The organism is Thalassolituus sp., assembly GCF_984348125.1.
The window spans coordinates 88,287-114,305 of the sequence record NZ_CFHJLR010000007.1 but is presented as its reverse complement, the minus strand read 5'-3'; the positions used below and the strand labels follow the sequence as shown (position 1 = coordinate 114,305).

Annotated in this window: 22 protein-coding genes; 14 read left to right on the top strand and 8 right to left on the bottom strand. The window is 51.8% G+C overall.

Annotation, left to right across the window (positions count from 1 at the left end):
* The 3 genes from ppnN to AC5E51_RS07175 all read right to left on the bottom strand — a co-directional run bounded on the left by ppnN (position 1) and on the right by AC5E51_RS07175 (position 2,832).
* Entirely contained in the window at positions 1 to 1,368 is a 1,368-nt protein-coding gene (gene ppnN, locus AC5E51_RS07185) for a nucleotide 5'-monophosphate nucleosidase PpnN (RefSeq protein WP_068439184.1), read from the bottom strand.
* Between the two features lie 27 nt (positions 1,369 to 1,395).
* Complete coding sequence (locus AC5E51_RS07180) at positions 1,396 to 1,992, bottom strand: CBS domain-containing protein (protein ID WP_068439182.1); 597 nt, start codon at positions 1,990 to 1,992, stop codon at positions 1,396 to 1,398.
* 69 nt (positions 1,993 to 2,061) lie between these two features.
* The gene (locus AC5E51_RS07175) at positions 2,062 to 2,832 is read right to left on the bottom strand and encodes a hypothetical protein (protein ID WP_301378645.1); all 771 of its coding nucleotides are present in this window, start codon (positions 2,830 to 2,832) and stop codon (positions 2,062 to 2,064) included.
* A gap of 111 nt (positions 2,833 to 2,943) precedes the next feature.
* Here AC5E51_RS07175 and purU point away from each other — a divergent pair, with 111 nt between their 5' ends.
* Positions 2,944 to 3,795 (top strand): formyltetrahydrofolate deformylase, encoded by an 852-nt coding sequence (gene purU / locus AC5E51_RS07170; protein WP_068439192.1) that lies wholly within the window; start codon positions 2,944 to 2,946, stop codon positions 3,793 to 3,795.
* Between the two features lie 425 nt (positions 3,796 to 4,220).
* Here the strand turns inward: purU and AC5E51_RS07165 are convergent, their stop codons facing one another.
* Positions 4,221 to 5,411, bottom strand: coding sequence for a thiolase family protein (locus AC5E51_RS07165; RefSeq protein WP_491226806.1), 1,191 nt, complete (start codon positions 5,409 to 5,411; stop codon positions 4,221 to 4,223).
* Positions 5,412 to 5,690: 279 nt separating this feature from the next.
* Here AC5E51_RS07165 and AC5E51_RS07160 point away from each other — a divergent pair, with 279 nt between their 5' ends.
* The 3 genes from AC5E51_RS07160 to AC5E51_RS07150 are packed head-to-tail and all read left to right on the top strand — an operon-like array spanning position 5,691 to position 11,906.
* Entirely contained in the window at positions 5,691 to 8,600 is a 2,910-nt protein-coding gene (locus AC5E51_RS07160) for a hypothetical protein (RefSeq protein ID WP_301181636.1), read from the top strand.
* Between the two features lie 19 nt (positions 8,601 to 8,619).
* Positions 8,620 to 10,512 (top strand): DUF1302 domain-containing protein, encoded by a 1,893-nt coding sequence (locus tag AC5E51_RS07155; RefSeq protein WP_297531189.1) that lies wholly within the window; start codon positions 8,620 to 8,622, stop codon positions 10,510 to 10,512.
* A 32-nt stretch (positions 10,513 to 10,544) separates the two neighbouring features.
* Positions 10,545 to 11,906: a DUF1329 domain-containing protein gene (locus AC5E51_RS07150; RefSeq protein ID WP_297531191.1), complete on the top strand. Its 1,362-nt coding sequence runs from the start codon at positions 10,545 to 10,547 to the stop codon at positions 11,904 to 11,906.
* A 209-nt stretch (positions 11,907 to 12,115) separates the two neighbouring features.
* Here AC5E51_RS07150 and AC5E51_RS07145 read toward each other — a convergent pair whose 3' ends face one another.
* Genes AC5E51_RS07145 through AC5E51_RS07135 form a run of 3 tightly spaced genes read right to left on the bottom strand, consistent with a single transcriptional unit; the run spans position 12,116 to position 14,390 of the window.
* Positions 12,116 to 12,619 (bottom strand): outer membrane beta-barrel protein, encoded by a 504-nt coding sequence (locus AC5E51_RS07145; protein ID WP_076515418.1) that lies wholly within the window; start codon positions 12,617 to 12,619, stop codon positions 12,116 to 12,118.
* 10 nt (positions 12,620 to 12,629) lie between these two features.
* Positions 12,630 to 13,604, bottom strand: a complete 975-nt coding sequence (locus tag AC5E51_RS07140; protein WP_297531194.1) for a serine/threonine protein kinase — start codon at positions 13,602 to 13,604, stop codon at positions 12,630 to 12,632.
* A gap of 54 nt (positions 13,605 to 13,658) precedes the next feature.
* On the bottom strand, positions 13,659 to 14,390 hold the full coding sequence (locus AC5E51_RS07135; protein ID WP_297531196.1) for a ComFC family protein: 732 nt from the start codon (positions 14,388 to 14,390) through the stop codon (positions 13,659 to 13,661).
* A 39-nt stretch (positions 14,391 to 14,429) separates the two neighbouring features.
* Here AC5E51_RS07135 and bioB point away from each other — a divergent pair, with 39 nt between their 5' ends.
* The 6 genes from bioB to AC5E51_RS07105 all read left to right on the top strand — a co-directional run bounded on the left by bioB (position 14,430) and on the right by AC5E51_RS07105 (position 21,338).
* Positions 14,430 to 15,482 carry a biotin synthase BioB gene (gene bioB / locus AC5E51_RS07130; protein WP_139325806.1) on the top strand — a complete coding sequence of 351 codons (1,053 nt, stop codon included), beginning with the start codon at positions 14,430 to 14,432 and terminating at the stop codon, positions 15,480 to 15,482.
* 103 nt (positions 15,483 to 15,585) lie between these two features.
* Entirely contained in the window at positions 15,586 to 15,837 is a 252-nt protein-coding gene (locus AC5E51_RS07125) for a flagellar basal body rod C-terminal domain-containing protein (RefSeq protein WP_068439164.1), read from the top strand.
* Positions 15,838 to 15,854: 17 nt separating this feature from the next.
* Positions 15,855 to 16,640 carry a putative metalloprotease CJM1_0395 family protein gene (locus AC5E51_RS07120; protein ID WP_068439162.1) on the top strand — a complete coding sequence of 262 codons (786 nt, stop codon included), beginning with the start codon at positions 15,855 to 15,857 and terminating at the stop codon, positions 16,638 to 16,640.
* Between the two features lie 230 nt (positions 16,641 to 16,870).
* Complete coding sequence (locus tag AC5E51_RS07115; protein WP_491778373.1) at positions 16,871 to 18,676, top strand: acyl-CoA dehydrogenase C-terminal domain-containing protein; 1,806 nt, start codon at positions 16,871 to 16,873, stop codon at positions 18,674 to 18,676.
* A 122-nt stretch (positions 18,677 to 18,798) separates the two neighbouring features.
* Positions 18,799 to 20,589, top strand: coding sequence for an acyl-CoA dehydrogenase C-terminal domain-containing protein (locus tag AC5E51_RS07110; RefSeq protein WP_491778372.1), 1,791 nt, complete (start codon positions 18,799 to 18,801; stop codon positions 20,587 to 20,589).
* A gap of 155 nt (positions 20,590 to 20,744) precedes the next feature.
* A complete protein-coding gene (locus AC5E51_RS07105) occupies positions 20,745 to 21,338 on the top strand; it encodes a TetR/AcrR family transcriptional regulator (RefSeq protein ID WP_297531205.1) in 594 nt (197 codons plus the stop codon).
* An 87-nt stretch (positions 21,339 to 21,425) separates the two neighbouring features.
* Here AC5E51_RS07105 and AC5E51_RS07100 read toward each other — a convergent pair whose 3' ends face one another.
* Positions 21,426 to 21,767, bottom strand: coding sequence for an HPF/RaiA family ribosome-associated protein (locus AC5E51_RS07100; protein ID WP_491778371.1), 342 nt, complete (start codon positions 21,765 to 21,767; stop codon positions 21,426 to 21,428).
* Positions 21,768 to 21,985: 218 nt separating this feature from the next.
* Here AC5E51_RS07100 and AC5E51_RS07095 point away from each other — a divergent pair, with 218 nt between their 5' ends.
* From AC5E51_RS07095 to trpD, 4 genes are all read left to right on the top strand, one after another.
* Positions 21,986 to 22,663, top strand: coding sequence for an HAD family hydrolase (locus AC5E51_RS07095; RefSeq protein WP_068439257.1), 678 nt, complete (start codon positions 21,986 to 21,988; stop codon positions 22,661 to 22,663).
* Positions 22,664 to 22,868: 205 nt separating this feature from the next.
* Positions 22,869 to 24,350 (top strand): anthranilate synthase component I, encoded by a 1,482-nt coding sequence (gene trpE / locus AC5E51_RS07090; RefSeq protein ID WP_297531210.1) that lies wholly within the window; start codon positions 22,869 to 22,871, stop codon positions 24,348 to 24,350.
* A gap of 12 nt (positions 24,351 to 24,362) precedes the next feature.
* On the top strand, positions 24,363 to 24,956 hold the full coding sequence (locus AC5E51_RS07085) for an aminodeoxychorismate/anthranilate synthase component II (protein WP_076515397.1): 594 nt from the start codon (positions 24,363 to 24,365) through the stop codon (positions 24,954 to 24,956).
* A 12-nt stretch (positions 24,957 to 24,968) separates the two neighbouring features.
* A complete protein-coding gene (gene trpD, locus AC5E51_RS07080; RefSeq protein ID WP_068439263.1) occupies positions 24,969 to 26,015 on the top strand; it encodes an anthranilate phosphoribosyltransferase in 1,047 nt (348 codons plus the stop codon).
* The last annotated feature ends 4 nt before the right edge of the window (positions 26,016 to 26,019 follow it).

Below are 26,019 nucleotides of genomic sequence, written 5' to 3'. Positions count from 1 at the left end.
TCAGGATTTTACGATCCGGTAGCACGGATCATATTTTCCACTGATTTTCATTCGGCCATGGTCAACCATGGCTCGCAGTAAACGGTCCATACCGTCGAGAATATCTGCGTCGCCGTGAATTTCATAAGGCCCATGCTTACGCACCAGCTTAACGCCATCGGCCTTCACGTTACCGGCCACGATACCTGAAAATGCTCTGCGCAGATCTGCGGCCAGCTCATGGAACGGAGCATCGTGCGTTAAACGAAGGGTTTTCATGTTGGCGTGGGTCGGTTCAAAAGGCACCTGAAAATCATGATCGATTTTTAAGGTCCAGTTGAAAAAGTAGGCGTCGTTGTTATCACGGCGATACTGTCGAACGGCTTCCATACCGGCTTTCATTTTTCTCGCAACCGTCACCGGATCATTAATCACCAGTTCATAACGCGCCTGAGCTTCTTTTCCGAGCGTATCGCCGATGAAGCGATTAATGTCTTCGAGATATGCCCGGGTTTCTTCTGGGCCGGTAATTATCAGAGGGAAGGGAATATCCTTATTTGCCGGGTGCGACAAAACACCGAGGATATATAAGATCTCTTCGGCGGTACCCGGGCCACCAGGGAAAATAATAATTCCGTGCGCCATGCGAACGAAGGCTTCCAGCCTCTTTTCGATATCCGGCAGGATCACCAACTCGTTGACGATTGGGTTGGGTGATTCGGCAGCAATAATACCGGGCTCGGTAATACCGATGTAGCGACCGTTTCGGATATGCTGCTTAGCATGGCCAATGGTCGCACCTTTCATCGGTCCTTTCATGGCACCTGGACCACAGCCCGTACCGATATCAAGGCCTCGAAGCCCCAGTTCATAGCCGACTTCCTTGGTGTATTGATATTCGTTAGGCGGAATGGAATGCCCACCCCAACAGACGACTAGTTTAGGTTCTACGTCTGGCTTTAGCAGGTTTGCATTGCGCAGAATATGGAATACCGCATTGGTAATATCTTCGCTTTTATCTAAATCAAAACGATGGGCTTTCAGGATATTTTCTTCCGCATAGAGGATGTCCCGCAGCACAGAAAAAAGCTGCTCGCGTACACCCCGGATAATTTCATCGTCAACAAATGCACCGCTTGGCGCACCGCTGAGTTGCAATACAATGCCGCGCTCTTCCTGCTCGACAGTGATATTGAAGTTCTTGTAGCTCTCTTCCAGTCGGGTGTAGTCATCCTCCAGGCTTCCGGCAGAGAGGACTGCGAATGAGCAGCGACGGAGCAGCTCGTGAGCACCGCTGCTGACATCTTTAAGCTGCTGAATTTCATACTGCGAAAGCACGCGTAGATGTGTCTTCGGGTGAATTAACTCATATTGTTTAGCCAAAATCATTCTCCTTAATGCCCACCTAAGGGCATGTCAGGCCCACAATTCCAGCGGGCCATATTCACTGAGCAGGTGCAGTAAATCACTGCGGGTGATGATACCTGTCAGTTGTTCTTTGTTATTAAGCACAGGGAGGGCACCGATGTGATATTCCGTAAGTAGTCTTGCTGTCTGTCGTATGTCGGTGCTCTCTGCTGTGCAATAGACTGGTCTGACGGCAACCGTCATGACGGAGTCATGTTCTATAGAACGTTGCTCGGCCAGTGCTCTTAATATGCGCCGGTCTGAAATTAACGCCTGAAGATTATCGTGTTCGTCGATGATCGGCAGATGGTGAATGTCGTGCTCCCGCATGAGCTGGTAGGCGTCCCGGATTGTTGTTTCCTGGCGAATGGTAATGACATTACGGGTCATGATGTCGGCGGCGAAGGCAACCGTCTGTGGAGCATGCTCCTGACGTTCGGTGGTACCTTCTGGGGAGTAAATCAGATCGTCGGATGATAGTGCCTGATCAGGCTCGTTTTCGATATTGGAAACCGCAGAAGTTCGCTCTACCGGCGACACGCGCCGGCGTGGGCTGTTTACGGGCGTTTCTACTCTGCGCCCCATGTCGAAAACAATTAAACCCATCGGCTACTTTTTCTGGCTGCTGAGCGTTAAGTATAGCGCGTCCGACGGCTAAAACCTCTTACGCAGCTCTCAGATGTGATGAGCAACCTCATCAAGACGTCCAAGAATACCGTCGGCATAGCGCATCACCAGAAACGGAACAAGGCGCGCATTGGTATCGGTTGCCGCTGTTTCGATAAACAGCCACTGGCTATGAATCTTGCTGAGCTGGCGCTGAGCTTCACTTGCCGTGACGCGGCTCTTCATATCGGCAATACCGCGCTCAAACTGCTGGCATAGTACTCGGATGTCGACGTTATCAATGGTCAGGGGAGCTCCCATAGAGGACGCCGCACGTTCGATGTAACGTTCAACCACTTCAAGGAGCAGGTTTTTCTGCTGACGCTGCCAGACAGTGAGTTCTGACAGAGTAAGCTCGTTTTCTGCCAGTATCTGGTCAGAAAGTAATTCTAATTCCTGCAACATAGCTCGCTGCGCTTTGCGCATCAGAGTGACGACTTGCAGTTCAGGGTAATTGCTTTCGCGGATTTCAGCGATGTTCTCATCGAGCAGGCTATTAAATTCGTCCCAGTGGGTCTGGATCCCTTGAGTTCTCGCAGGAAAATTAGCTCCAAGATCCTCGAGCAGAAGACTTTTCTGAAGACTGACTTCTTCGCGATGGCGCAGAACTTCCTCGACGAGTTGAGGATTTCCCTCATCCGCCTGGACGTGGTAGTACTTTAGAAGCAAAATCTTAACACTGGTACTCAGCTTAAAAACGCTAAGCTCTTCTGCCAGAGTTGATGCATGCGCAGGCAAGCTGAAAAAAAGGCTGAGTAAGAGTGTCCTTAGGAGTAACATAGATCCGTCTCTGTTTTAGTTCTGAACAGTCATTAGAGCGTCAAAGAGTTGACCATGAAAGGTTTCTGGATGCAAGCTGGTGGCTATCGTTATTGAGTGATGTATCACATTATGGAAAGAGTATTCAGGCTGACTATCTCCTGTCCTGACAGGGTCGGCATCGTGGCTAAAATTGGCCAGTTTTTTTCGGGGCACGGTGGCTGGATTGTTCAGGCAAACCACTATTCAGACCCGGTTAGCGGACGCTTTTTTATGCGTCATTGTATCCGCGCAGACTCCCTGCCATTTGATGCTGATGGGCTGAAGGCAGCTTTTGCGCCGATTGCCGACGAATTCGAGATGGACTGGCAGCTCAGCGACAGTGGTTCACCTAAGAAGGTCATCCTGATGGCGAGTAAGCAGAGCCACTGCCTGGTTGATCTTCTGCACCGCTGGCACAGTGGGGAGCTTGAGTGTGATATCCCATGCGTGATCTCAAATCACGACGACTTGCGCTCGCTGGTGGAATGGCACGGTATTCCGTACTTTCATGTACCGGTTGATAAAGATAACAAGGCCGAACACTTCCGCCGGGTGACAGAGATTGTCGAAGAACACAAGGCCGATACCATCGTACTCGCGCGCTATATGCAGATTCTGCCGCCAGAAATCTGTGAGCAATACGTTGGGCAAGTGATCAATATTCATCACAGCTTCCTGCCATCGTTTGTAGGGGCCAAGCCATATCACCAGGCCGCAGAACGCGGTGTAAAACTGATCGGTGCTACCTGCCACTACGTGACCCAGGAGCTGGATGCCGGGCCTATCATTGATCAGGACGTAATCCGCATCAGTCATAACGATACGGTCGAAGACATGGTGCGTTTAGGCAAAGACGTTGAGAAGTCAGTGCTGGCGAGAGGGGTGCGGAGTCACCTGGAAGATCGAGTTTTGCTCCACGGTAACAAGACCATCGTCTTCTGAGCCTGCCTGCATCGTCATAGCTTTGTTAAACATCGGCCAAAGAATACTCACTTAGCAATAGTAAGCTCCGTTTCTTTGGCCGATGTTTGCCGCGCTATGACTTCTTCGCCGACGGCTCAATCTTAAAACTAGCTGCGTTGTCACAGCGGCGTTAAAAACCTTCTCGAAATGCTCATTTACTAAAGTAAACTCCGCTTTCTCGAAGATTTTTGCCTTGCTGTGACGGCCTCGCTGACGCTTTAATTCGTTAAGTAAGCTCCGTTTCTTTGACCGATGCTTGCCTCGCTATGACTTCTTCGCCGACGGCTCAGTTATGGAGCTACGTGCGTTGTCATAGCGGTGTTAAAAACCTTCGCGAAATGCTCTGTTTTAACGGGCAATAAAAAAGCCGGCAGGATGCCGGCTTTTTCGATACGTGCTTGTTATCAGATCATTTCGATCGCAACAGCAACTGCTTCACCACCACCGATACACAGAGCAGCAATACCTTTCTTGCCGCCAGTGTTTTTCAGGGCGTTCATCAGGGTCACGATCAGACGTGAGCCAGTAGAGCCAACCGGGTGGCCCTGTGCGCAGGCACCGCCGTAGATGTTTACTTTCTCAGCATCCAGACCAAATGCGTCGATTGGCATCATAGCGACCATAGCGAAAGCTTCGTTGATTTCCCAAAGGTCAACGTCGTCTTTGCTCCAGCCGGTTTTTGCCAGCAGGGTCTCAATGGCGCCACATGGAGCGGCCGTGAACTCAGAAGGGTGCTGAGAGTGAGTGCTGTGCGCCACGATACGAGCAACCGGCGTCAGACCTTTTTCGGCGGCAACGGATTCGCGAGCCAGTACCAGTGCCGAAGCGCCATCAGAGATAGATGAAGCGTTAGCAGCTGTGATAGTACCGTCTTTAGCAAACGCAGGGCGTAGCGACGGGATCTTCTCGATGTTGGCGTTGAATGGTTGCTCGTCCTGTTCTACAACAGTCTCACCACGGCGGCTCTTTACAGTTACCGGTACGATTTCAGCGGTGTTCAGACCTTTCTCAATCGCGTCTTTAGCACGGTTCAGAGAGCGGATCGCGTATTCGTCCATCTGCTCGCGGGTGTATTCCTTCTTATCTGACATGTCCTGAGCGAAAGCACCCATCAGTTTGCCAGTCTCTGCATCTTCAAGACCATCGAAGAACATGTGGTCTTTGGCCTGATCGCCGTGGCCCATGCGATAGCCACCGCGTGCGTTTTCCAGGATGTAAGGGGCTTTTGACATGGACTCCATGCCGCCGGATACCGCGATATCAACAGAACCGGCTTTGATTGCATCATGAGCCATCATGGTGGCTTTCATGCCAGAGCCACAAAGTTTGTTGATGGTGGTTGCGCCAGTGTTATCCGGCAGACCTGCCTTGCGCATCGCCTGACGTGCAGGACCCTGACGCAGACCAGCAGACAGTACGTTACCCATGATAACTTCCTGAACATCAGCTGGTTGCAGGCCAGAGCGCTTCACTGCTTCTTCAATTGCGATAGCACCAAGCTCGGGTGCAGAGACTGAACTGAGGCTGCCCATAAAGCCGCCCATTGGGGTACGGGCACCAGCAACAATTACAACGGAATCCTGATTGGACGACATAGGGATCTCCTGTTCGGGAATGAGGGTTGGTTTAAAAGGGCGCCTATTCTATGACAAAGGGGTGCGTAAATCCTATCCCCCGGTTTGGTAGGTTGGCCGATCTGGACTATGGTTGATTACGATCAGATACAAAATGCCCCGGTTTAAGGAGGCGAATCATACTTTCGAGTGATGAGGGTATGAGTCGACGGGATTATAGTCAGGTGATTGCTGATATCCGCAAGGGATGTGTGTACCAGCGCATTTGAATAACCATAACAACACATTACAGGTACATGTATGGTGAAGAAGACTTTACTCAGTCTGGCCATCGCAGCCACAGCCGCAGGTCTTGCGGGCTGTAAGACTGGCGGTGATTATAAAGTTGATACCGGGGCAGTGACTGCCGGTTCTCCGGGGTCGGAGGTATCGCGTGTTTCTCCTATTTTCTCTGCGGGTGGCGCGAACCTTCCTCTGGCTAACGATTTTCTGTTCGCGGATGCCGCTGAGACCGATGGCACAGCGAATACCAGTGATACAACTCCACCAGTAACTACCGCACTGAACAAACTTGATGGCTTTTCCACTTCTGCTGCCATTTACGTTAAGTTCAATGCCGAGCTGGATGCAGACACTGTTGCCGCGGGACAGACTGTCCTGCTGGTGAAACTGAAAAACAGTGAAGATAACGCTGCGATTGATCCACTGGACATCAGTACTATTGTTGAAAACGAAGGTGATAACCCGTTTGCAGCAGATCAGCCGGTGGCTGGTACCGATTACGAAGCACGGTTCATTACAATGGATGGTGGCTCTACGCCAGCGATTCAGATTCTCCCTAAAACGCCTCTTGATCCAAAAACTAAGTATCTGGTGGTTCTGACTGATGCACTTGAGTCAGCAAGCGGGGTAGATGTTGGTCCGTCTGCTGAATACGACCTGGTTACAAGCGATCTGGAGCTGCCTGCGCCTAGTTTGCAGCCAGTTCGTGACGCGGTTCAGGCATGGGAATCTCTGGCAGGTGCTTTCCTGAATGGCGCGACCTCTGGCCAGGTGACCCAGGATAACATCATCCTTAGTTACGCGTTCACAACGACTGGTACCACGGACGTGCTGCATGCGATGGCTGCTCCGGCGACCTTCCTGACTACTCAGATTACAAGTATTGCCGCTGCTGAGGCGACTATCTCTGCGTCTGTAATTGCTAAAGAGATTAAAGATGGTGCAGATCAAACAACAGCTGAAGCAATAGCTGAGGGAACACTCCTGACGATTGCACAGGGCGTGGCAACTGCCATTAATACCCAGGCGGGCATGACGGTTATTCCTGTAGACAGTAATACTCGTGATGCTCTTAAAGCCAGCGAGACTTTCTCTCCAAACTACTATCAGGGCCTGATTACTACGATCGCTGATGGTAGCGGAGCAGGCGTAGATACGATTGTTGATAAGCCTGCGTCCCGTACTTATACGCCGATTACGGCGGATGGTTCTACAGCGGTAGAGATCTCTTACGATGCTTTCCTTACAGTGGCACTGCGCCCGGGCGTTGAAGAAGCGAACCCGGACGCAGATGAGTCAACTGTTGACGCTATTGTCGCAGGTCAGGTGTCAGCAATTTCATCTGGCGGCTCGATTCTTCAGGGTGGTCTGACGATACCTAACTTCCTGCCTCTTCCTGAAGCAGGTACAGCGGATGCGGACCTTGGTAGCTGGTCTGGTAGCAACAATGCTGCCCTGGCACTTGGGCTCGAAAGTGCTCCTGCCGACGCCGACGGTAGCATCAACGTTACCTGGCGTTTCCCGTACGCAGACAAACAGGGCGATGTGACTGTCCCTGTATTGGCTATGATACCAGATGCTTCCTGTGATCCTGATGGTCCGGGGCCGGCTTCTGGTAAGCCTGCTGATGGCTGGCCAGTAGTTATCTATCAGCACGGCATTACCGTTGACCGTACTGCAGGTCTTCTGGTGGGTAACGCTCTGGCTTCGGCATGTATCGCTACCATCGCGATTGACCACGTAATGCACGGTATTGCTCCACTGAACGACGGTGAGGCGAACAGCCTGCGTCTGTTTAACGTCGAGCAGGTTGCTGCATCTGATGCCGCCACCAATAGCCCATTTGCTGCAGCACGTGCAGGTGTTATCCAGGCGGTTGGCGCTGAAAACGTTCCTGGCCTCGCTGCTCTGGCTGAGCGTCACAATAACGTAGGTAAGGCCGCCGATCAGAGTAATGTAAGCATGGTTTTCCAGGGTGCTCTGGACGCTCAGGGTAACCCAGTGACTGCAGCCTCGGTCGGTGAATCCGGTGACCTGTATATCAACCTGAACGAATTTGCGCGTACCCGCGATGCAATTCGTCAGACGGTGCTGGACATGCTGAATGTTGCCGCATCCATTGACGATATGGATGTGAACTCAGATGGTACAGCGGATGATCTTGATCCTGCCAATGTGTACTTCGTAGGTCACTCTCTGGGCGGTATTGTCGGTGCGACCTTCCTGTCTGTTGCTAACGACACTAGCGTTCGTGCGTACAACTCAAACATTCCGCAGATCAAAGCGGCTGCTCTGGGTAATCCAGGTGGTGGTGTCGTGAAGTTGCTGGAAAACAGTGCTCAGATTGGTCCACGTATCATTGCTGGTCTGGCAGCTAGTGGTGTTGAGCAGGGTTCGGACAGCATCGAAAGCTTCTTTGGGGTTTTCCAGGCCATGCTGGACTCAGCTGATCCGATTAACTTCGCTGCCGGTACTGCAGATGTGCCAGTGCTTGTTTATGAAGACGTAGGTGTAACGGGTGATGCTGATGAACCGTCGGATCAGGTTGTGCCGAATAATGCAGAAACAGCGACGCTTGCAACCTCAGTATCCTTCCTGGCTGGTACAGATCCTCTGGTAGCTGAGATGGGTATCGACACTCTTATTACGAAGGAAGAGGCGGAAACCGGAAGTGTGATCAGTCCTGATCCTCAGTACTACTACCCAAGCACTACTAACGACGCAATCGTTAGGGCGAATGTACGTGTTGCTCAAGGTACACACGCGACTTTCTCTTCGGCAGACCCTCAGGCGGTATTTGCTGAGATCTATCAACAGATCGGATCTTTCTTTGACCCTTATGGCGCGACCAAACTATCTGGTCTTGCGGGTGATCAGCAAGGTCTGATCATTGAAAATACGGCTGTCCTTGAAAGCACCGGTAATTGAGTTGCGGAGAATAAAAATCATGAATAAAGCAATTTATCAGATGTTTAAAAAGACTCCGCTGGCTCTGGCCATGGCGGGAGCAGTCACGTCAGCTCAAGCAATTGAGTACAACGTTGGCGAGTTAAATATTCAGCTGGCAAACACAGTGTCCTATGGTATTGGCTGGCGTGTTGATGAGCGTGACCGCTCTCAGATTATGCCAGGTAATGGGAATGCGATTGGAGAGAACACCTCCGGTGCATCGTACAACTACGACGACGGTACGCTTAACTACGATCAGGGAGACATTTATACAAATGTCTTCAAGTGGAGCGGCGATCTCGAAATGAGCTACCGCAACTACGGTGGTTTCTTCCGTGCCCGTGCTTACTATGATCACGCGATTATGGATCAGGACACTGAGTTCAAACAGTTGAACGAAGAAACTGAAAACGCCGCCGGTCGTGGTGCTGAACTTTTGGATGCTTTTGTCTGGGCAGACTATGACATCAACTACGTGCCTGTGACCTTCCGTCTTGGTCGTCAGGTTCTTAGCTGGGGTGAAAGTACCTTCATTCAGGGTGGCATCAACAGCGTTAACCCAGTGGATGCCTCCGCATTCCGTAAGCCGGGTGCCGAGCTGAAAGAGGGACTTCTTCCGGTCAACATGTTCTATACCTCGATTGGCCTGACGGGTGAGATCACTCTGGAAGCTTTCTATCAGTTGGAGTGGGATCACACACGCAGTGACCCGTGCGGTACATTCTTCTCAACGGTTGATTTCGTAGCCGACGGTTGTGGCCCGGTTATTCTGGGTGGTACGGCTGATGAACGCGATATCCTCGCGTTGCGCGATCTGGAAGTGGACACGGGTGTGCCGCTGGCAAACCGCGTGGCACCAGTAACAGAGCGGATCGAAGATGAAGAACCGAGCGACAGTGGTCAGTACGGTATGGCTGTTCGTTGGTATTCAGAAGCGCTGGGTGATACCGAATTCGGTTTCTACTACATGAACATTCATAGCCGCCTTCCATACATCAACGGTGTTATCACGAACCAGGACCGCCTTGGTGTTCTGACCGGTACGCCGGATATGGAAGTGAATGAAGATGCTTCATATAACACGTATCGTCCGCTGTATCAGATCGCTTATCCAGAAGACATCAAAATTGCGGGTGTCTCGTTTGCGCGTAGTACCGCAAGTGGTGCATCTATCTCGGGTGAGATCAGTTATAAGCCAGATATGCCAGTTCAGTGGAACGCATTTGAGCTGATTCTGGCGGGTAACGGTGCTCCGTGGAGTCGCCTGTATCAGCAACGTGCTGAAGAAGCAGGTAATGCTGCTGACCTGTACGGTGAAGTTGGTAAGGGCTACGACGAGTTTGATATCTGGCAGGCACAGTCAACCTACATCATGTTCTTTGATCGTGTGTTAGGTGCAGACCGTCTGGCGCTCGTTGGTGAAGTCGGCGCGACCTACATCCCGGATCTTCCGGACACTGATGATGCCCGTTATGGCCGCTCAGGTGCCTACGGTATTGGTAACAACGATGGGGTCTATGAACCTGGCGGTGATACTAACTATTGTATCTTTGGTGGCACGTCAGCAAACGTGAACTCGGACTACTGTACCGACGATGGTTACACCACCAAGCTGTCAGGTGGTATCCGTCTGCGCTCTGGCCTGACGTACAACAACGCCTTCGCGGGTGTAAATATGACGCCTAACCTGTCGATTGCTTACGACAAGGGTTACGGTCCAGAGCCAGGTTCTCAGTTTATTGATGATCGTCTGACCGTAGGTCTGGGTGTGTCATTCCTGTATCTGAACCAGACATCCGTAGACGTGTCATACACTAACTTCTCGGGTGGCAAATATAACCAGTTGAAAGACCGCGACAACATCAGTCTTTCTGCTAAATATTCATTCTGAGCAGTTGAACAAGTTACACAGAGGTTCCGAATATGTTGAAGAAACAATTTAAAACCTGGGGAGCGGCTGCGGCCCTCTCCATGCTGGTGGGTTCTGCACACGCAGGTGTGAGCGCTGATCAGGCTGCCAAGCTGGGTACAGAACTGACTCCAGTGGGCGCAGTGAAAGAAGCTCAGGGTAATATCCCTGCATGGACGGGCGGTCTGGCAACAGACGCAGCCAGCGTTGATAAGAATGGTCGTCTTGGTAACCCATTTGCGGGAGACAAGCCGGAGTTCGTGATCACCGCAGAGAACTACAAAGACTACGCCGCAAATCTGACCGACGGTCAGAAAGCGATGTTCGAGAAGTATCCTGATACCTACCGTATGCCCGTGTACAAAACTGTGCGTTCAGCGGCTTACCCTCAGGACGTCTACGACGAGACTAAGAAGAACGCAGTGAACACCTCTCTGCTGAATGACGGTAATGGTATCGCGAACTTCACGTTCGGCGTGCCTTTCCCATTCCCGCAGACAGGTGTTGAAGTGATCTGGAACCACATTACGCGATATCGCGGTGGTTCGGTCAGCCGTATCATCGGTCAGGTGACGCCGCAGGTGAACGGTGATTACACCGTCGTTCGTTTTAAAGACGAGTTCACCTTCCGTAATAACCTGGTCGATTTCCAGGCGGATAAAGATGACAACGTTCTCTTTTACTTTAAGCAGGATGTTCTGTCTCCAGCGCGTCTGGCGGGTAACGTTCTTTTGGTTCACGAAACACTGGACCAGGTAAAAGAGCCACGTAAGGCATGGGTATATAACGCTGGTCAGCGTCGTGTACGTCGTGCGCCGCAGGTTGCTTACGACGGCCCAGGTACCGCGTCTGACGGTCTGCGTACTGCAGATAACTTCGATATGTTCAACGGCTCTCCGGACCGCTACGAGTGGAAGTTAGAAGGTAAGCAGGAAGTGTACATTCCGTACAACTCATATCAGCTGAAAGACACCAGCCTGAAGTATGACGACATCGTCAAAGCTGGTCACATTAATCAGGATCTGACTCGTTACGAACTGCACCGTGTGTGGAAAGTAACAGCGACTCTGAAAGATGGTCAGCGTCATGTATACGCTAAGCGTGTTTTCTACATCGATGAAGATACCTGGCAGGCGACTGAGATCGATCATTACGACGGCCGTGGCGAACTGTGGCGTGTGGCTGAATCACACAACATGTTCTACTTCGACCGTAAAGTGCCTTGGTATGCCATCGAGACACTGTACGACCTGAACTCAGGACGCTACCTGGCTCTGGGTCTGGATAACGAAGAAGAGTCAGGTTACCAGTACGAATTTGAGCGTACTTATTCTGACTACACTCCAGCGGCCCTGCGCCGTGGCGGTGTTCGCTGATACTCTGACTGCGAACCTGATGGGGAGGTTTATCTCCCTGATCTAAGAGAGCTCCTCATCCATTTAGGGTGGGGAGCTTTTTTAATCCACTTTATGCATAAAAATGCCCGGCACTGAGTTGTATTTCAGGCCGGGCATTTTTATTTATCCTGACTCAGATTATTAATCAGGTCATTAGTCAGGATCAGATTACTAGTCAGGTAATGAACTTAGAAATGAAACAAGGCGCCAACCTGATAAACAGAGGATGCATCTTTATTAATAAATTCTGCGCGAAGCCCGACCTGTTCGTTTACTTTAAATCCGGCACCTGCGCCGAGAAAAATACCGTCGTCGTCACCCAGGTCCAGGCCACCGCGACCAATAACGCTTAAGCGTGGGTCAATTTCCGGCAGGTACTTTTCTGCAACCGCAGCGACCCAGACACCATTGATATCCTCGTCACCGTTACCATTGCTGTTGTAAAAATCGCCCGTGTCACTGTATCCAAACTCAACTGCTGTCATCAGGTCGGCAACCGAGTTGTCGAACTTATACCCCCCAAACAGCGAGTAGCCATTGGCGTCCAACTCGTCGCCGCCGAACGGTGAATCAATGACGTTGTGATTAACGGCACCGCCGAGATAAAGCGCATTACGCAGGTTATTTTCCTCCGCAGAAACGGTCGTAATAGTTGCGGCAGAAATGGCGGTAGCGATCAGGTACTTTTTCATAACATCCTCTTTAAAATACAGGTAATGCCAGTGGTTCTTCTTGCAGTGCGGACAGTTGCTCACGCAGTGCCAGTAAATGTTCTGACCAGTAGCGGTGTGATGCAAACCACGGGAATGCCACCGGAAATGCCGGGTCGTCCCAGCGCTGGCTCAGCCAGGCGGCATGTCGAACAATTCGTCGTGTACACAGGGTCTCTATCAGAGGGAGTTCCTCTGCAGGAAATCTGCGAAACATGCTGTAGCCTTCTGCTATGACCATGATTTGTTGGCGATGTTCCTCTCGGCTGCCACTGAGTAACATCCAGATATCCTGCATTGCAGGACCCTGAGCGCAGTCATCGAAGTCGACGAGGTAGAGGTTCTCGTCCCGGATAATCAGATTGCCCGTGTGCATGTCACCATGCAGACGAATCTGTGAATGATTCGACAGCTTGATCTGATCTGTATGTGCGCAGATGTCTCTGATGAGTGACGTGTACGCCGCATGATAATCCTCAGGCATTAAACCGCTGGCAAGTACGGTATCTGCTGCTGCGGAAATATCTTCACTGCCATTGATATGCGGCCGGTGAATAAACGGTGTGGTCTCACCAATGTTATGCAGGCGAGCAAGCCAGCGCCCAATCAGTTCCAGGTCGTCGTCATTACTCAGTTCGGGAGCGTGACCACCGCGGCGAGGAAAAAGTGCAAAACGGAAACCGCCATAGGTGAATAAAGTTTCGTTATTTATCTCTATCGGAGCAATGACGGGCACATCTTCTGTGGCCAGCGAAAGCAGAAACTGGTGCTCCTCACGGATGCTCTCATCAGTCCAGCGAGTCGGGCGATAGAACTTGGCGATTAAAGGTTGTTCATCTTCAATGCCTACCTGAAATACACGGTTTTCATAGCTGTTTAATGCCATTACGCGGGCATCGCAGAGGTATCCGAGCGATTCAATTGCGTCCATGACCAGGTCGTGGCTTAAATCGGCGTAGGCGTGCATAGCGGAATCCGGAACATGAGTGTGGTGGACATTATGCCTGAAGGTGAGCTGGGTTTATCGGGTTTTCGGTGTTCTGGCAAAACACCAGGCGCCGACCTTCTGCGCATTGGATTCTTTCAGAAGTGCTGCAGCGGTGTGAAGCGTGCTGCCGGTAGTCATGACATCATCAACGATAAGAATGTGTTTGCCAGCAAGGTTGAGATTGGTTTCTACGCGCATATCGGTTTGACTACTGGCTCGCTGTCTGGCGGAACGTCCACGTTGCTCTTGGTGTTTCGTTTTCTTCAGAAGACGATGGAATGGCAGGCCGAGATCATGGGCGACTGCGCGGGCCAATTCTTCACTCAGGTTAAAACCGCGCCAGAGTCGTCGTCGGTGGCTGGTGGGTATGCAGGTAACCATATCTGGGTAGTTTTCAGGCTGGTCATCTAAGGCAGGACGTGCCATCAGCATGAGCGTCTGCATCCGGCTGATTTGCCTGGTATCGCGTTTGTCCTTACAGCGATGCAGCCAGTGAGGAAGCGGGTGTTCGTAACTGAGAGAGCAATAGCTGTAGTCGTACGCTGGTGGCGTTCGCTGGCAGCGACCGCACAACCCCTCCGTCGAAACACTTTCGCTGCACTGCGGGCAGGCAAGTCCCATGTAGGGTAAGCGGTTCAGGCACTCCTCGCAGATTCCTGTACTGCTGCCATCGGGCTCAAGGCAGAGCTCACACTCGAAGAGTTGATCAAAAAACGTACTGAGGTTACCCCGGATTTTCATCAGGGTTGACCAGTTATGCCTCATCTTTATCATCCGTGATACTGACACCAAACTGAGGGTACCATGATGAGCACTGTTCGCCACGACTGGACTGTTGAAGAAGTCGAGCAGCTACTGAACACGCCGTTTAACGATCTGCTTTTTCAGGCTCAGACCGTGCACCGTGAGTATCATGACCCGAACGCCGTACAGGTAAGTACTTTATTGTCGATTAAGACGGGTGCATGCCCGGAAGATTGTGCGTACTGCCCTCAGAGTGCCCGCTACGACACCGGGCTGGAGCGTGAACGCCTGATGGAAGTTGAGGCGGTTATTGAGAAGGCCAAGGCGGCTAAGGCTGCGGGTTCGGATCGTTTTTGTATGGGCGCTGCGTGGCGTTCGCCGCGCGACAAAGATATGCCTTACGTACTCGCGATGGTTAAGGGCGTGAAAGAGTTGGGCCTCGAAACCTGCATGACGCTCGGCATGCTGGATGATAAGAAGGCGGATGCCCTCGCTGAAGCGGGCCTTGATTACTACAACCACAATCTTGATACGTCGCCTGAGTTTTATGGTGAAATTATCACGACGCGCACGTATTCAGATCGCCTGAATACTCTGGCCAATGTACGCAACGCCGGCATGAAAGTATGCTCCGGTGGCATTCTGGGGATGGGCGAGTCCCATAAAGACCGTGCGGGTCTTCTGGCTCAGTTGGCTAATCTTCCGGTACATCCCGATTCAGTACCGATTAACCAGTTGGTGAAAGTGGCGGGCACGCCGCTTGAGACTCAGGGCGATCTTGATCCTCTGGATTTCATCCGCACCATTGCAGCAGCCCGCATTATGATGCCAGCGTCTCATGTTCGTCTGAGTGCTGGGCGAGAGGAAATGTCGGAAGAAATGCAGGCAATGTGCTTCTTTGCCGGGGCTAATTCCATTTTCTATGGTGAGTGCTTACTGACGACTCCTAACCCGGCTGCTAACAAGGACCAGGATCTGTTCCGTAAACTGGGAATCAACTCAGAACATCGGGTTACCAAGGCCCCACAGGAGCTTGACGAGATATTGGCGCAACCTGAGCAGAATGCTGATCTTTTTTATGACGCTTCCCAGCAGTCAGCACAAACTCACTGATTTATATAAGAAATCAGTCTAAACGCCATCCTGTCCGGGATGGCGTTTTTGTTTTTGATTTGATTAAATAATGATCAGGAACATTTGTTCAGCAGAGGTCGTTATGAATATAGGATCAACAGCAGGTTCGACGTTCGCCACCGCAGCATATGGTGTCAGTCAGGGAACCGAGCAGGTTGCCAAGGCTGCCCAGACCGTCGTTGAAACTACAACCGAGCGTCCCGTTGAGGGGACCGGAGATCTTGCGTCTGCGATGACAGACATGAAGCAGGGTCAGCAGGCTACTGACGCAAACGCGAAAGTACTGCAGGCAGCCGACCGTCAGCTGGGTTCTCTTATCGATACGCAGGCGTAATCCCCTGAGGGCGTTATATGCAGATAGCGTCAGGTGTACTCTTCACCGCTCCTGAGCCCGCTTATTCTTCGCGGGCTGAGAGAAGCCCCCAAAATACCAACATAGGCACTGATGCAACGACAGACGTCGGTGCCGACTCCCCGGTAAATGCCGCTCCCGAAGCGGGGAAGACCCTTGATGGCGCCTCTTCATCCGTCCGCCAGCCTGACGCTGACATGCGTAATCAGCAGGAGGATGCTGACCTCGTACGGCAACTACAGAGCCGGGATATTGAAGTTCGGAACCATGAAAGAGCCCATCAGGCAATTGGTGGGCAGCTGGCGAGTGCACCGACGTACAGCTTTACGAAAGGCCCGGATGGTCAGCGGTATGCGGTATCGGGGGAAGTCAGTATTGATGTCTCGGACGTGCCGGGAGATCCCTCCGCGACTTACGAGAAGATGGCGCGTGTCCGGCGGGCAGCGCTGGCACCTGCGGAACCATCTGCTCAGGACCGTCAGGTCGCTGCCATGGCGGCACAGAAAATGGCCGAAGCTCAGGCCGATATTGCTCAGCAGCAACGCGAAGACCTGAGCGCAGAGGCTGAGCTAAGAGATCAGAAACGTGATGATATGCGTGCAGAGATCGAAGCGGCGCGACAGGCTCAGTCAGGCTCCGATGAAGACGAAGACGAAGGTTTCGTCTCCGTCGCTGAGCGCTTCGCTGAATACAACGCCAGACTTCGTCAGATCAACGAAACATTGCTGCGCATAAGTTCTCCGAGCCTTCCAACCTCCGGGACTCTCTTCGACGAAGAAGCCTGATTGGCTTAATCGGTCATAACCCTTTCTTTTCAATTTCTATGCGATCAATCCCCGATGTTGCATCCCTCTCAGGCTTGACAATTCCATTGTGCGAACGTATGTTTCAAACACTTGTTTGAATCTGGATTGTATATCCTGATCGAAATTGCGTCCTGCCAGGCTTTTGGTCTGCGGGAAAATAATCAGGCAGCCTAGCTGCGCTAACAAATAACGGCAACGAGGTCATCCCTATGCCAGAGTATAAAGCTCCCCTCCGTGACATTCAGTTTGTAATGAACGAACTGCTGGATATGCCAGGTCATTACGCAAACATCCCAGCTTATGCTGAGGTTGCAACGCCTGACATGATCGACGCCATTCTGACTGAAGGTGCAAAATTCTGTGAGCAGGAGCTGGCTCCTCTGAATCGTACTGGTGACATCGAAGGTTGTACCCGCCACGATGACGGCTCCGTAACCACGCCAACTGGCTTTAAAGAAGCTTACGCTAAGTACGTTGAAGGCGGCTGGCCTTCACTGGCGCACGAAGAAGACCATGGCGGTCAGGGCCTGCCAGAATCTCTGGGTACTGTTATCTCTGAGATGGTGGGTTCATCTAACTGGTCATGGGGCATGTACCCGGGTCTGTCTCACGGTGCGATGAACACTCTGGACCTGCACGGTACGCCAGAACAGAAACACACCTACCTGAGCAAGCTGGTGTCAGGTGAGTGGACTGGTACCATGTGTCTGACCGAATCACACTGTGGTTCTGACCTCGGTATCCTGAAGACCAAAGCGGAAGCAAACGCTGACGGCTCTTACGCCATCACTGGTTCTAAAATCTTTATCTCTGCTGGCGAACACGACATGGCAGAGAACATCGTACACATTGTACTGGCTCGTCTCCCAGGCGCTCCAGAAGGTACCAAGGGTATCTCTCTGTTCATCGTTCCTAAGTTCCTGCCAAACGAAGATGGTACTCCGGGCGAGCGCAACGGTGTTGTATGTGGTTCTATCGAACACAAAATGGGTATCCACGGCAACGCGACCTGTGTGATGAACTTCGACGGTGCTAAAGGCTGGCTGATCGGACCTGAGAACAAAGGTCTGAACTGCATGTTCACCTTCATGAACACTGCCCGTATCGGTACTGCTCTGCAGGGTGCATCTGCGGCTGAAGCGTCTTTCCAGGGCGCACTGGCGTACGCGAAAGATCGTCTGGCTATGCGTTCTCTGACTGGTGCTAAAGCGCCTGAGAAAGCAGCTGACCCAATCATCGTTCACCCAGACGTACGTCGCATGCTGCTGACTCAGAAGTGTTTCGCAGAAGGTGGTCGTGCGCTGGTTTATCTGGCGGCACAGCAGAACGACATCGTTAAGAAAGCGGAAAGCGAAGAAGAGCGTAAAGCTGCAGACGAGCTGCTGGGCTTCCTGACTCCAATTGCGAAAGCTTTCCTGACTGAAGCTGGCTACGAAGCGACTAACCTGGGTGTTCAGGTATTCGGTGGTCACGGCTTCATCGCTGAGTGGGGTATGGAGCAGCTGGTACGTGATACTAAGATCGCTTGTATCTATGAAGGTACTACTGGCATTCAGGCGCTCGACCTGCTGGGCCGTAAAGTACTGATGACTCAGGGTGCGTCTCTGCGTAACTTCACTAAGATCGTTCACAAGTTCTGTCAGTCTGTTGAAGGTGACGAACAGATGGCTCAGTTCGCAGCGCCTCTGGCTGAAGTGAACAAAGAGTGGGGCGACCTGACCATGAAGATCGGTATGACCGCTATGAAGAACCGCGAAGAAGTGGGTGCTGCATCGGTTGATTACCTGATGTACTCTGGCTACGCGACTCTGGCATTCCTGTGGGCTCGTATGGCTAAGGTTGCTCAGGACGCTCTGGCGGCTGGCACCAGTGAAGAAGACTTCTACAAAGCGAAGATTCAGACTGCTAAGTTCTACTTCGCACGTGTACTGCCACGCGCTAAAGGTCACGCCGCTGCCATGCTGGCCGGTGCTGACAGCATGATGGATCTGGACGCCGAACACTTCGCGTTCTGATGTGTCTGACTAAGAAGAACCGCGCCACGGCGCGGTTTTTCTGCGTTATATACAAAGCTATTTTGATCGAATTTCTGAACGCTCCGGATGTGCGTTCTGTACCAATTTAAATGAGGTGAGTCATGCCAGAATATAAAGCTCCGTTACGCGATATGCGCTTTGTTCTGAATGAAGTATTTGAAGCAGATAAGTTGTGGTCGTCTCTGGCCGGTCTGCAAGGCGCGGTGGATATGGAAACCGCTGAAGCCATCCTGGAAGAGTGCGGCAAGATCGCCAGCCAGGTACTCGCACCTATCAACCGTGACGGCGATGAGAATTCATCTACGTGGGAAAACGGTGAAGTGACTGCCGCTCCGGGCTTCAAAGATGCATACCAGACCTACGTTGAAGCGGGACTGAACGGTCTGGGTGGTAACCCTGACTTTGGCGGTATGGGCATGCCTAAAACTCTGGTTGCTCAGGTTGAAGAGATGGTTCAGGGCTCGAACATGGCGTTCGGTCTGGCGCCTATGCTGACCGCTGGTGCGTGTCTGTCTCTGAATGCTCACGGTTCACAGGAACTGAAAGAAAAGTACCTGCCGAACATGTACTCGGGCGTATGGTCTGGCGCGATGGACCTGACCGAACCTCACGCGGGTACTGACCTGGGTATCATCCGTACCAAAGCTGAGCCAAACGCTGACGGTTCTTACGATATTACTGGCACCAAGATCTTTATCACTTGGGGCGAGCATGACATGGCAGAGAACATCATCCACCTGGTACTGGCGAAACTGCCGGATGCACCAGCTGGCCCTAAGGGTATTTCTCTGTTCCTGGTACCTAAATTCCTGGTGAACGAAGACGGTTCTCTGGGTGAGCGCAATGCAGCTTCTTGTGGTTCGATCGAGCACAAGATGGGTATCAAAGGTTCGGCGACCTGTGTAATGAACTACGACGGTGCAAAAGGCTGGCTCGTAGGCGAAGAAAACAAAGGTCTGGCGTGCATGTTCACCATGATGAACTATGAGCGTCTGGGTGTGGGTATCCAGGGGCTGGGCGTTGCCGAGAACTCTTACCAGAACGCTGTTGCTTATGCTCGTGACCGTATCCAGAGCCGTGCGCCAACTGGTGCAGTCGCGAAAGACAAAGCAGCTGACCCAATCATCGTACACCCTGATGTACGTCGTATGCTGATGACTATGCGTGCGTTCAACGAAGCTGGTCGTGCGTTCTCTACCTACGTAGGTGCGTGGCTGGATACTTCTAAGTACAGCGACAACGCAGATCAGGCGAAGCACGCTGAGCAGATGGTTGCTCTGCTGACGCCGGTTGCGAAAGCATTCATGACTGACGTAGCTCTGGAAAGCGCGATCGCGGGTCAGCAGATCTTTGGTGGTCACGGCTTCATCCGTGAGTGGGGCCAGGAACAGCACGTTCGTGACCTGCGCATCACTCAGATCTACGAAGGCACAAACGGGATTCAGGCGCTCGACTTGATGGGCCGTAAGATTGTTGGTACCAACGGCTCTCTGTACAAAGTATTTGAGCAGGACGTTAACGACTTTGTCGCGTCACAGGCGGGTAACGAAGCTGCGGCTGAGTTCATCGAGCCTCTGAAGGCAGCGATGGAGAATCTGTCTGATCTGACTCAGTGGGTTATCGATCAGGCTCAGAGCAACCCGAACGAGATCGGTGCGGCGTCTGTTGAGTACCTGCACGTATTTGGCTACGCGGCGTACGCTTATATGTGGGCGAAGATGGCGGTTGTTGCTCTGCCTAAGCAGGATGACAGCTTCTACAAGGCGAAAGTGGAGACTGCACGTTTCTACGTTAAGCGTCTGCTGCCTCGATACATTGGTTTGTCAGCAACCGTTAAGGGTGGCTCTGAGTCACTGTACGGTCTGGACGACGAGATGTTCGAGACTGCCTGATACTGACATTGTCAGTATGAGCGTAAAGAAACCGCCTCCGGGCGGTTTTTTTGTGCCCGAAGTGTCAGGCCATCTTCTTCCTGATGATAAGTTCATGTACACTTGCGCCAATCTGTATATTTATAAGAAAAACTCATCAATCTGTAGGGGGCGCTGTGGCCGCTGCGAAGGAACTGGATAAACGGGTAGAACGATCTCGCCGCCTGTTGGTTAATACACTACTCAAACTGATGGCAGAGAAACCATACTCAAAGCTATCGGTAGCGAACATTTGTGAGCACTCAGGCGTGGCCCGTCCGACATTCTATCTGCACTTCCGGTCGAAGGATGATCTGCTGCGTTATTACATCGAGCAGATGTTCCTGGAGTTTGCCGAGCAGATTGACCCAATTCTCACCCGGTCACCTAACGTCGATCCTGAGATTGCGGTACTGATGTTCCGTCAATGGCAGTTGCATTCTGACGTGGCTAAGTTACTGGTGGCCGAAGATGTTGAAGCGATCCTGTTAAATGAGTTTAAGACCTATGTCGGGCGCACGATTGAGCGCTACATCGAAGCCCACAAGCTCAACATTGCCAGCAACAGTCGCATTCACTATGTGATTGATTATCTGGCTGGCGCGTCATTTGCGGTCATTGTTCGCTGGATTCGTGAAGACTTTAACGAAAGCCCGGAAGAATTGGCGTCACTGTATGCTGATCTTTCCCGTCCTGGCTTATTGCAGGTGCTTCTCAGCGGCAAGCTGTAGTTTGAATCTCTGGTTGAATAAGATCAGATAGAAAAAAGGGGCCTGATGGCCCCTTTTTATTTGCACTGTCGTTTTCAACTCTGTCGGTCAGTGCATTCTGCGCTTGCTGTCGATGCGCTTATTGTGAATTTTACCTATCTTTCGCTGTGCTTTATCGAACGCGTCACGCAGAGCAACGTACATATTTTCATGCTCTGATTTATCGTGATGGTCGTGGGTGATAGCAACGGTTTCGCCGGGAAGTCCGACCTCAAGAGTGATATGAGCAATGTTCCCTTTGTGGCTGTGGTTGTGGGGTAAGCCAACAACGGCTCGGATTCCTGTTATTTCATCGTAGCGGGAGGCCAGTTTGCTGGCTTTTTCGCGGATCTGGTACTCAATAGCGTCAGAGTGTTCGATATCACGGAAAGAAATTTCCAAACCTTTCATAGTCGCTCCTTTTCACAGTGGCGAGACGCGCTTTACTGCGCCGTCTTGATTAAGGATGGACTATTTACACTACGCCTGTGGTGATTCAGGTCAATCCTGGAAACGTGGCAAAATGTAATTTGTCACATTTCAGCAGTCTGATTGTGTTTGTACCTTTACAATCGGGACACTATGGTCATCCCGGGCGTATGGTAGTCTGTAGGTCAGAGGAGGACGGAATGAAGGTTTATGATGTCCCGGTCGTATTCTTTGACCTTGATGACAGTCTGATAAATAAAGACGCCAACAGCTTGTGGATTCGCTGGCGTTTCCGTCGTGATCGCTGGGCCATGGTGGAAGGCGTTCAGGCATTGTTGTCATTGTACCGCGCCTATAAGAAAGGGCGCGTCACACATACCCGCTTGTCCAATTACTACCGAACCCGCACCCGCGGAATGACCCTTGCCGATTACCAGTCGTCTGTCGAACGTTTCTTCAATGAGCGCGGCCAGCTTCATATTTACCCGCAGGCGGCCTCTCTGTTATTTGCCTATCAACGTCAGGGAACCCGGATCGTGATGATCACCGGCGCTGATGAGGTTGTCGCAGAGGCTTACGGCCGCGAGCTGGGCATTGGAGATGTCATCAGCAATCGTCTGGATGTCGCCGAAACTCAGATCAAGGGGCTGCAGAAACCCTTGTGTTACGGGATTGGCAAAGTAGATATGGCGCGACGTTTTTTGAGTGGTTCGGGCTATGGCCTGGATCAGGCAGCCTTCTATTCTGACAGCCATGCTGACCTGCCATTGCTTGAGCAGGTCGGGTTTCCGGTGGTTCTGAATCCGACTCAAATTCTTGCCGATGTCGCACAGGAGCGTAGCTGGCCGGTACTGGATTGGCGTGAGACCGTTTCATAGTACGCAAATTCAGGAGAGGTCTTGCTCCTGCGGCGACCAGCCGTTATATTCAGCCGTATCTCTCAATTATTCTCCGGAGCAAGCGGTGTTCTTCCAATACAGCCGCCCACAACAACAGGGTCAGCACCTGACCCGTCGATGGTGTTAAGCGCCAGAACTTCTTACGTCTTTTATTTTTACGCGCTTAACAATCTGAAGGTTTTATATGACTCCGCAATCTTTTGCTGCTCTGGCTGAACAGGGCTATAACCGTATTCCGGTCGCACGCCAGGTACTGGCTGATCTTGATACTCCTCTGTCTACTTATCTCAAGCTGGCTGATCAGCCATATACCTACTTATTCGAGTCGGTGCAGGGCGGCGAGAAATGGGGGCGTTACTCCATGATCGGCCTCCCAGCCCGTGAAGTCATCCGGGTAAGTGGTTACACCGTGCAGCACCTGCGGGATGGCGAAATCATTGAAGAGCAGGAGGTTAATGATCCTCTGGCATTCATCGAGGAATTTCAGGGGCGCTTCCGGGTGCCAGATCTGGAAGGCCTGCCGAAGTTTGACGGTGGTCTGGTGGGGTACTTTGGCTACGACACGATCCGCTATATCGAACCGCGACTGAAAGACAGTTGTCCTGAAGATGAAATCGGTACGCCGGACATACTCCTGATGGTCTCCGAAGAGGTCGTCGTTTTCGACAACCTCAGCGGCAAACTGCACCTGATTGTGATGGCCGACCCGTCTGTGGAGCAGGCTTTCGAAAAAGCCGAACAGCGCCTGGGTGAACTGCGCGAAACTCTGCGTGCGCCTTATCAGGGCGAAGTTGGTCAGCTTCGTACGGCAACGGAAATTACCGAAGAGGATTTTCGCTCGTGTTTTGGTGAGCAGAAATTCATGGATGCCGTCGATCAGATTAAAGAATACGTACTGTCTGGCGACATCATGCAGTGCGTGATTTCTCAGCGCATGCGCATTCCTTTTGACGGTAACCCTGTTGATGTATACCGGGCTCTGCGTACGTTAAATCCATCGCCATATATGTATTGCCTGAACCTTGGTGATTTTCATGTAGTGGGATCTTCACCAGAAATTCTCGCCCGACTTGAAGATGGTGAAGTGACCGTGCGCCCGATCGCTGGCACGCGCAAGCGGGGTTATACCGAGGAAGAAGACAAGGCCTTCGAAGATGAGCTTCTTGCTGACCCGAAAGAAATTGCCGAACACCTGATGCTGATCGATTTAGGCCGCAATGATGTGGGCCGAATTGCAAAATCCGGTCAGGTGAAAGTCACTGATCAGATGGTCGTTGAGCGTTACAGTCATGTCATGCACATCGTGTCTAATGTGACTGGTAAAGTAAAAGACGGCATTACGGCAATGGATGTGTTACGGGCAGCCCATCCTGCCGGTACCTTGAGCGGTGCTCCGAAAATTCGTGCAATGGAAATCATCGATGAATTCGAATCCACCAAACGCGGTGTTTACGGCGGAGCAGTGGGCTATCTGAGCTGGAATGGCAACATGGATACCGCTATTGCTATCCGCACGGCTGTGATTAAAGACGGTACCCTTAACATTCAGGCTGGCGCCGGTGTTGTTGCTGATTCTGTGCCGCGACTTGAATGGAAAGAGACGATGAACAAAGGCCGTGCCGTATTCCGTGCAGTCGCAATGGCGGCTGCAGGGCTGGATCAGTAAAGGAGAAATAGCATGCTGGTAATGATCGATAATTATGACTCCTTTACCTACAACGTAGTCCAGTATTTCACTGAACTCGGAGCCGAAGTAAAGGTATTCCGCAATGATGAAATTACCGTCGAAGAAATCGAAGCGCTGAAACCCGAGCGCCTGGTTATTTCACCGGGGCCCTGCACGCCGAATGAAGCGGGCATATCTATGGAAGCGATCCGCTATTTTGCCGGAAAAATTCCAGTGCTGGGTATTTGCCTCGGGCACCAGAGCATCGGCCAGGTTTATGGCGGTGACATCATTCGTGCCGGGCAAGTTATGCACGGCAAAACCTCTGATGTTTATCATGCGGGTCAGGGTGTTTTTTCAGGGTTACCCAACCCTTATAAAGCGACCCGCTACCATTCTCTGGTGATAGATAAACAGAATCTTCCGGACTGCCTGGAAATAACTGCATGGACTCAGAATCCTGACGGCAGTATGGAAGAAATTATGGGGGTTCGACATAAAGAGCTGGCCGTCGAAGGTGTTCAGTTTCATCCGGAATCTATTCTGACGGAGCATGGGCACGAATTATTAGATAACTTTTTAAAAACGACGCTTAACCGCGACTGACAGGAGAAACTCATGGAAATTAAAGAGGCACTGGCTCGCGTTGTTGAGCGTCAGGACCTGGCTACTAACGAAATGATCGACGTCATGCGTCAGATTATGACGGGTCAGTGTGACGATGCTCAGATCGGTGCTTTTCTGGTTGCGCTGCGTATGAAAAGCGAAAGTATCGATGAAATCGTGGGTGCTGTTACCGTCATGCGCGAACTGGCTACGGGCGTTTCTGTTAAGGCTGAAAATGCGGTTGATATCGTGGGTACCGGCGGTGATGGTGCGAACCTTTTTAACGTATCAACGGCGTCATCGTTTGTTGTCGCGGCGGCTGGTGGCACAGTTGCAAAACACGGTAACCGCGGGGTTTCTTCAAAATCCGGCAGTGCGGATCTGCTTGAAGCCGCAGGCGTCAACCTGACGCTTACTGCAGAGCAGGTTGCGCGTTGCATTGATGAGCTCGGTGTTGGCTTCATGTTTGCGCCATCACACCACAGTGCAATGAAGCACGCCATCGGCCCAAGAAAGTCGCTGGGCATGCGTACCATTTTTAATATCCTTGGGCCAATGACCAACCCAGCGGGTGTTGCGAATCAGGTCATTGGTGTTTTCTCACAGGCGCTTGTGCGCCCTGTTGCCGAAGTATTACAGAGAATGGGCGGTGGCCATGTATTAGTCGTGCACTCAAAAGACGGACTTGATGAAATCAGTCTGGCCACTGAGACATACGCCTGTGAATTAAAGAATGGCGAGTTGCGTGAGTTTGTTATTACTCCCGATGAGCTCGGTATTGAGTCTCAGCCATTAAAAGGACTGGACGTTGAAAGTGCTGAGGCGTCTCTGACCTTAATCAAGGATGCCTTAGGAAAGCGTGAAACAGCCGAGGGCCAACGTGCTGCAGATATGCTCGCATTAAATGCAGGCGCCGCGATCTACGTGGCTGGTCTTGCGACAAGCCTGAAAGAGGGCGTCGCCATGGCAGATGATGCTATTTGTTCTGGCCTTGCGCTGGGCAAACTCAATGAACTGGTCAGCTTCTCCGGACTGCTGGCGGAAGACAACGACCGCTGAGCGG

Bases quoted from the DNA above. Each gene is read 5' to 3' on its own strand.
- ppnN (WP_068439184.1), bottom strand. From the start codon at position 1,368: ATGATTTTGGCTAAACAATATGAGTTAATTCACCCGAAGACACATCTA.
- AC5E51_RS07180 (WP_068439182.1), bottom strand. From the start codon at position 1,992: ATGGGTTTAATTGTTTTCGACATGGGGCGCAGAGTAGAAACGCCCGTA.
- AC5E51_RS07175 (WP_301378645.1), bottom strand. From the start codon at position 2,832: ATGTTACTCCTAAGGACACTCTTACTCAGCCTTTTTTTCAGCTTGCCT.
- purU (WP_068439192.1), top strand. From the start codon at position 2,944: ATGGAAAGAGTATTCAGGCTGACTATCTCCTGTCCTGACAGGGTCGGC.
- AC5E51_RS07165 (WP_491226806.1), bottom strand. From the start codon at position 5,411: ATGTCGTCCAATCAGGATTCCGTTGTAATTGTTGCTGGTGCCCGTACC.
- AC5E51_RS07160 (WP_301181636.1), top strand. From the start codon at position 5,691: ATGGTGAAGAAGACTTTACTCAGTCTGGCCATCGCAGCCACAGCCGCA.
- AC5E51_RS07155 (WP_297531189.1), top strand. From the start codon at position 8,620: ATGAATAAAGCAATTTATCAGATGTTTAAAAAGACTCCGCTGGCTCTG.
- AC5E51_RS07150 (WP_297531191.1), top strand. From the start codon at position 10,545: ATGTTGAAGAAACAATTTAAAACCTGGGGAGCGGCTGCGGCCCTCTCC.
- AC5E51_RS07145 (WP_076515418.1), bottom strand. From the start codon at position 12,619: ATGAAAAAGTACCTGATCGCTACCGCCATTTCTGCCGCAACTATTACG.
- AC5E51_RS07140 (WP_297531194.1), bottom strand. From the start codon at position 13,604: ATGCACGCCTACGCCGATTTAAGCCACGACCTGGTCATGGACGCAATT.
- AC5E51_RS07135 (WP_297531196.1), bottom strand. From the start codon at position 14,390: ATGAGGCATAACTGGTCAACCCTGATGAAAATCCGGGGTAACCTCAGT.
- bioB (WP_139325806.1), top strand. From the start codon at position 14,430: ATGATGAGCACTGTTCGCCACGACTGGACTGTTGAAGAAGTCGAGCAG.
- AC5E51_RS07125 (WP_068439164.1), top strand. From the start codon at position 15,586: ATGAATATAGGATCAACAGCAGGTTCGACGTTCGCCACCGCAGCATAT.
- AC5E51_RS07120 (WP_068439162.1), top strand. From the start codon at position 15,855: ATGCAGATAGCGTCAGGTGTACTCTTCACCGCTCCTGAGCCCGCTTAT.
- AC5E51_RS07115 (WP_491778373.1), top strand. From the start codon at position 16,871: ATGCCAGAGTATAAAGCTCCCCTCCGTGACATTCAGTTTGTAATGAAC.
- AC5E51_RS07110 (WP_491778372.1), top strand. From the start codon at position 18,799: ATGCCAGAATATAAAGCTCCGTTACGCGATATGCGCTTTGTTCTGAAT.
- AC5E51_RS07100 (WP_491778371.1), bottom strand. From the start codon at position 21,767: ATGAAAGGTTTGGAAATTTCTTTCCGTGATATCGAACACTCTGACGCT.
- AC5E51_RS07095 (WP_068439257.1), top strand. From the start codon at position 21,986: ATGAAGGTTTATGATGTCCCGGTCGTATTCTTTGACCTTGATGACAGT.
- trpE (WP_297531210.1), top strand. From the start codon at position 22,869: ATGACTCCGCAATCTTTTGCTGCTCTGGCTGAACAGGGCTATAACCGT.
- AC5E51_RS07085 (WP_076515397.1), top strand. From the start codon at position 24,363: ATGCTGGTAATGATCGATAATTATGACTCCTTTACCTACAACGTAGTC.
- trpD (WP_068439263.1), top strand. From the start codon at position 24,969: ATGGAAATTAAAGAGGCACTGGCTCGCGTTGTTGAGCGTCAGGACCTG.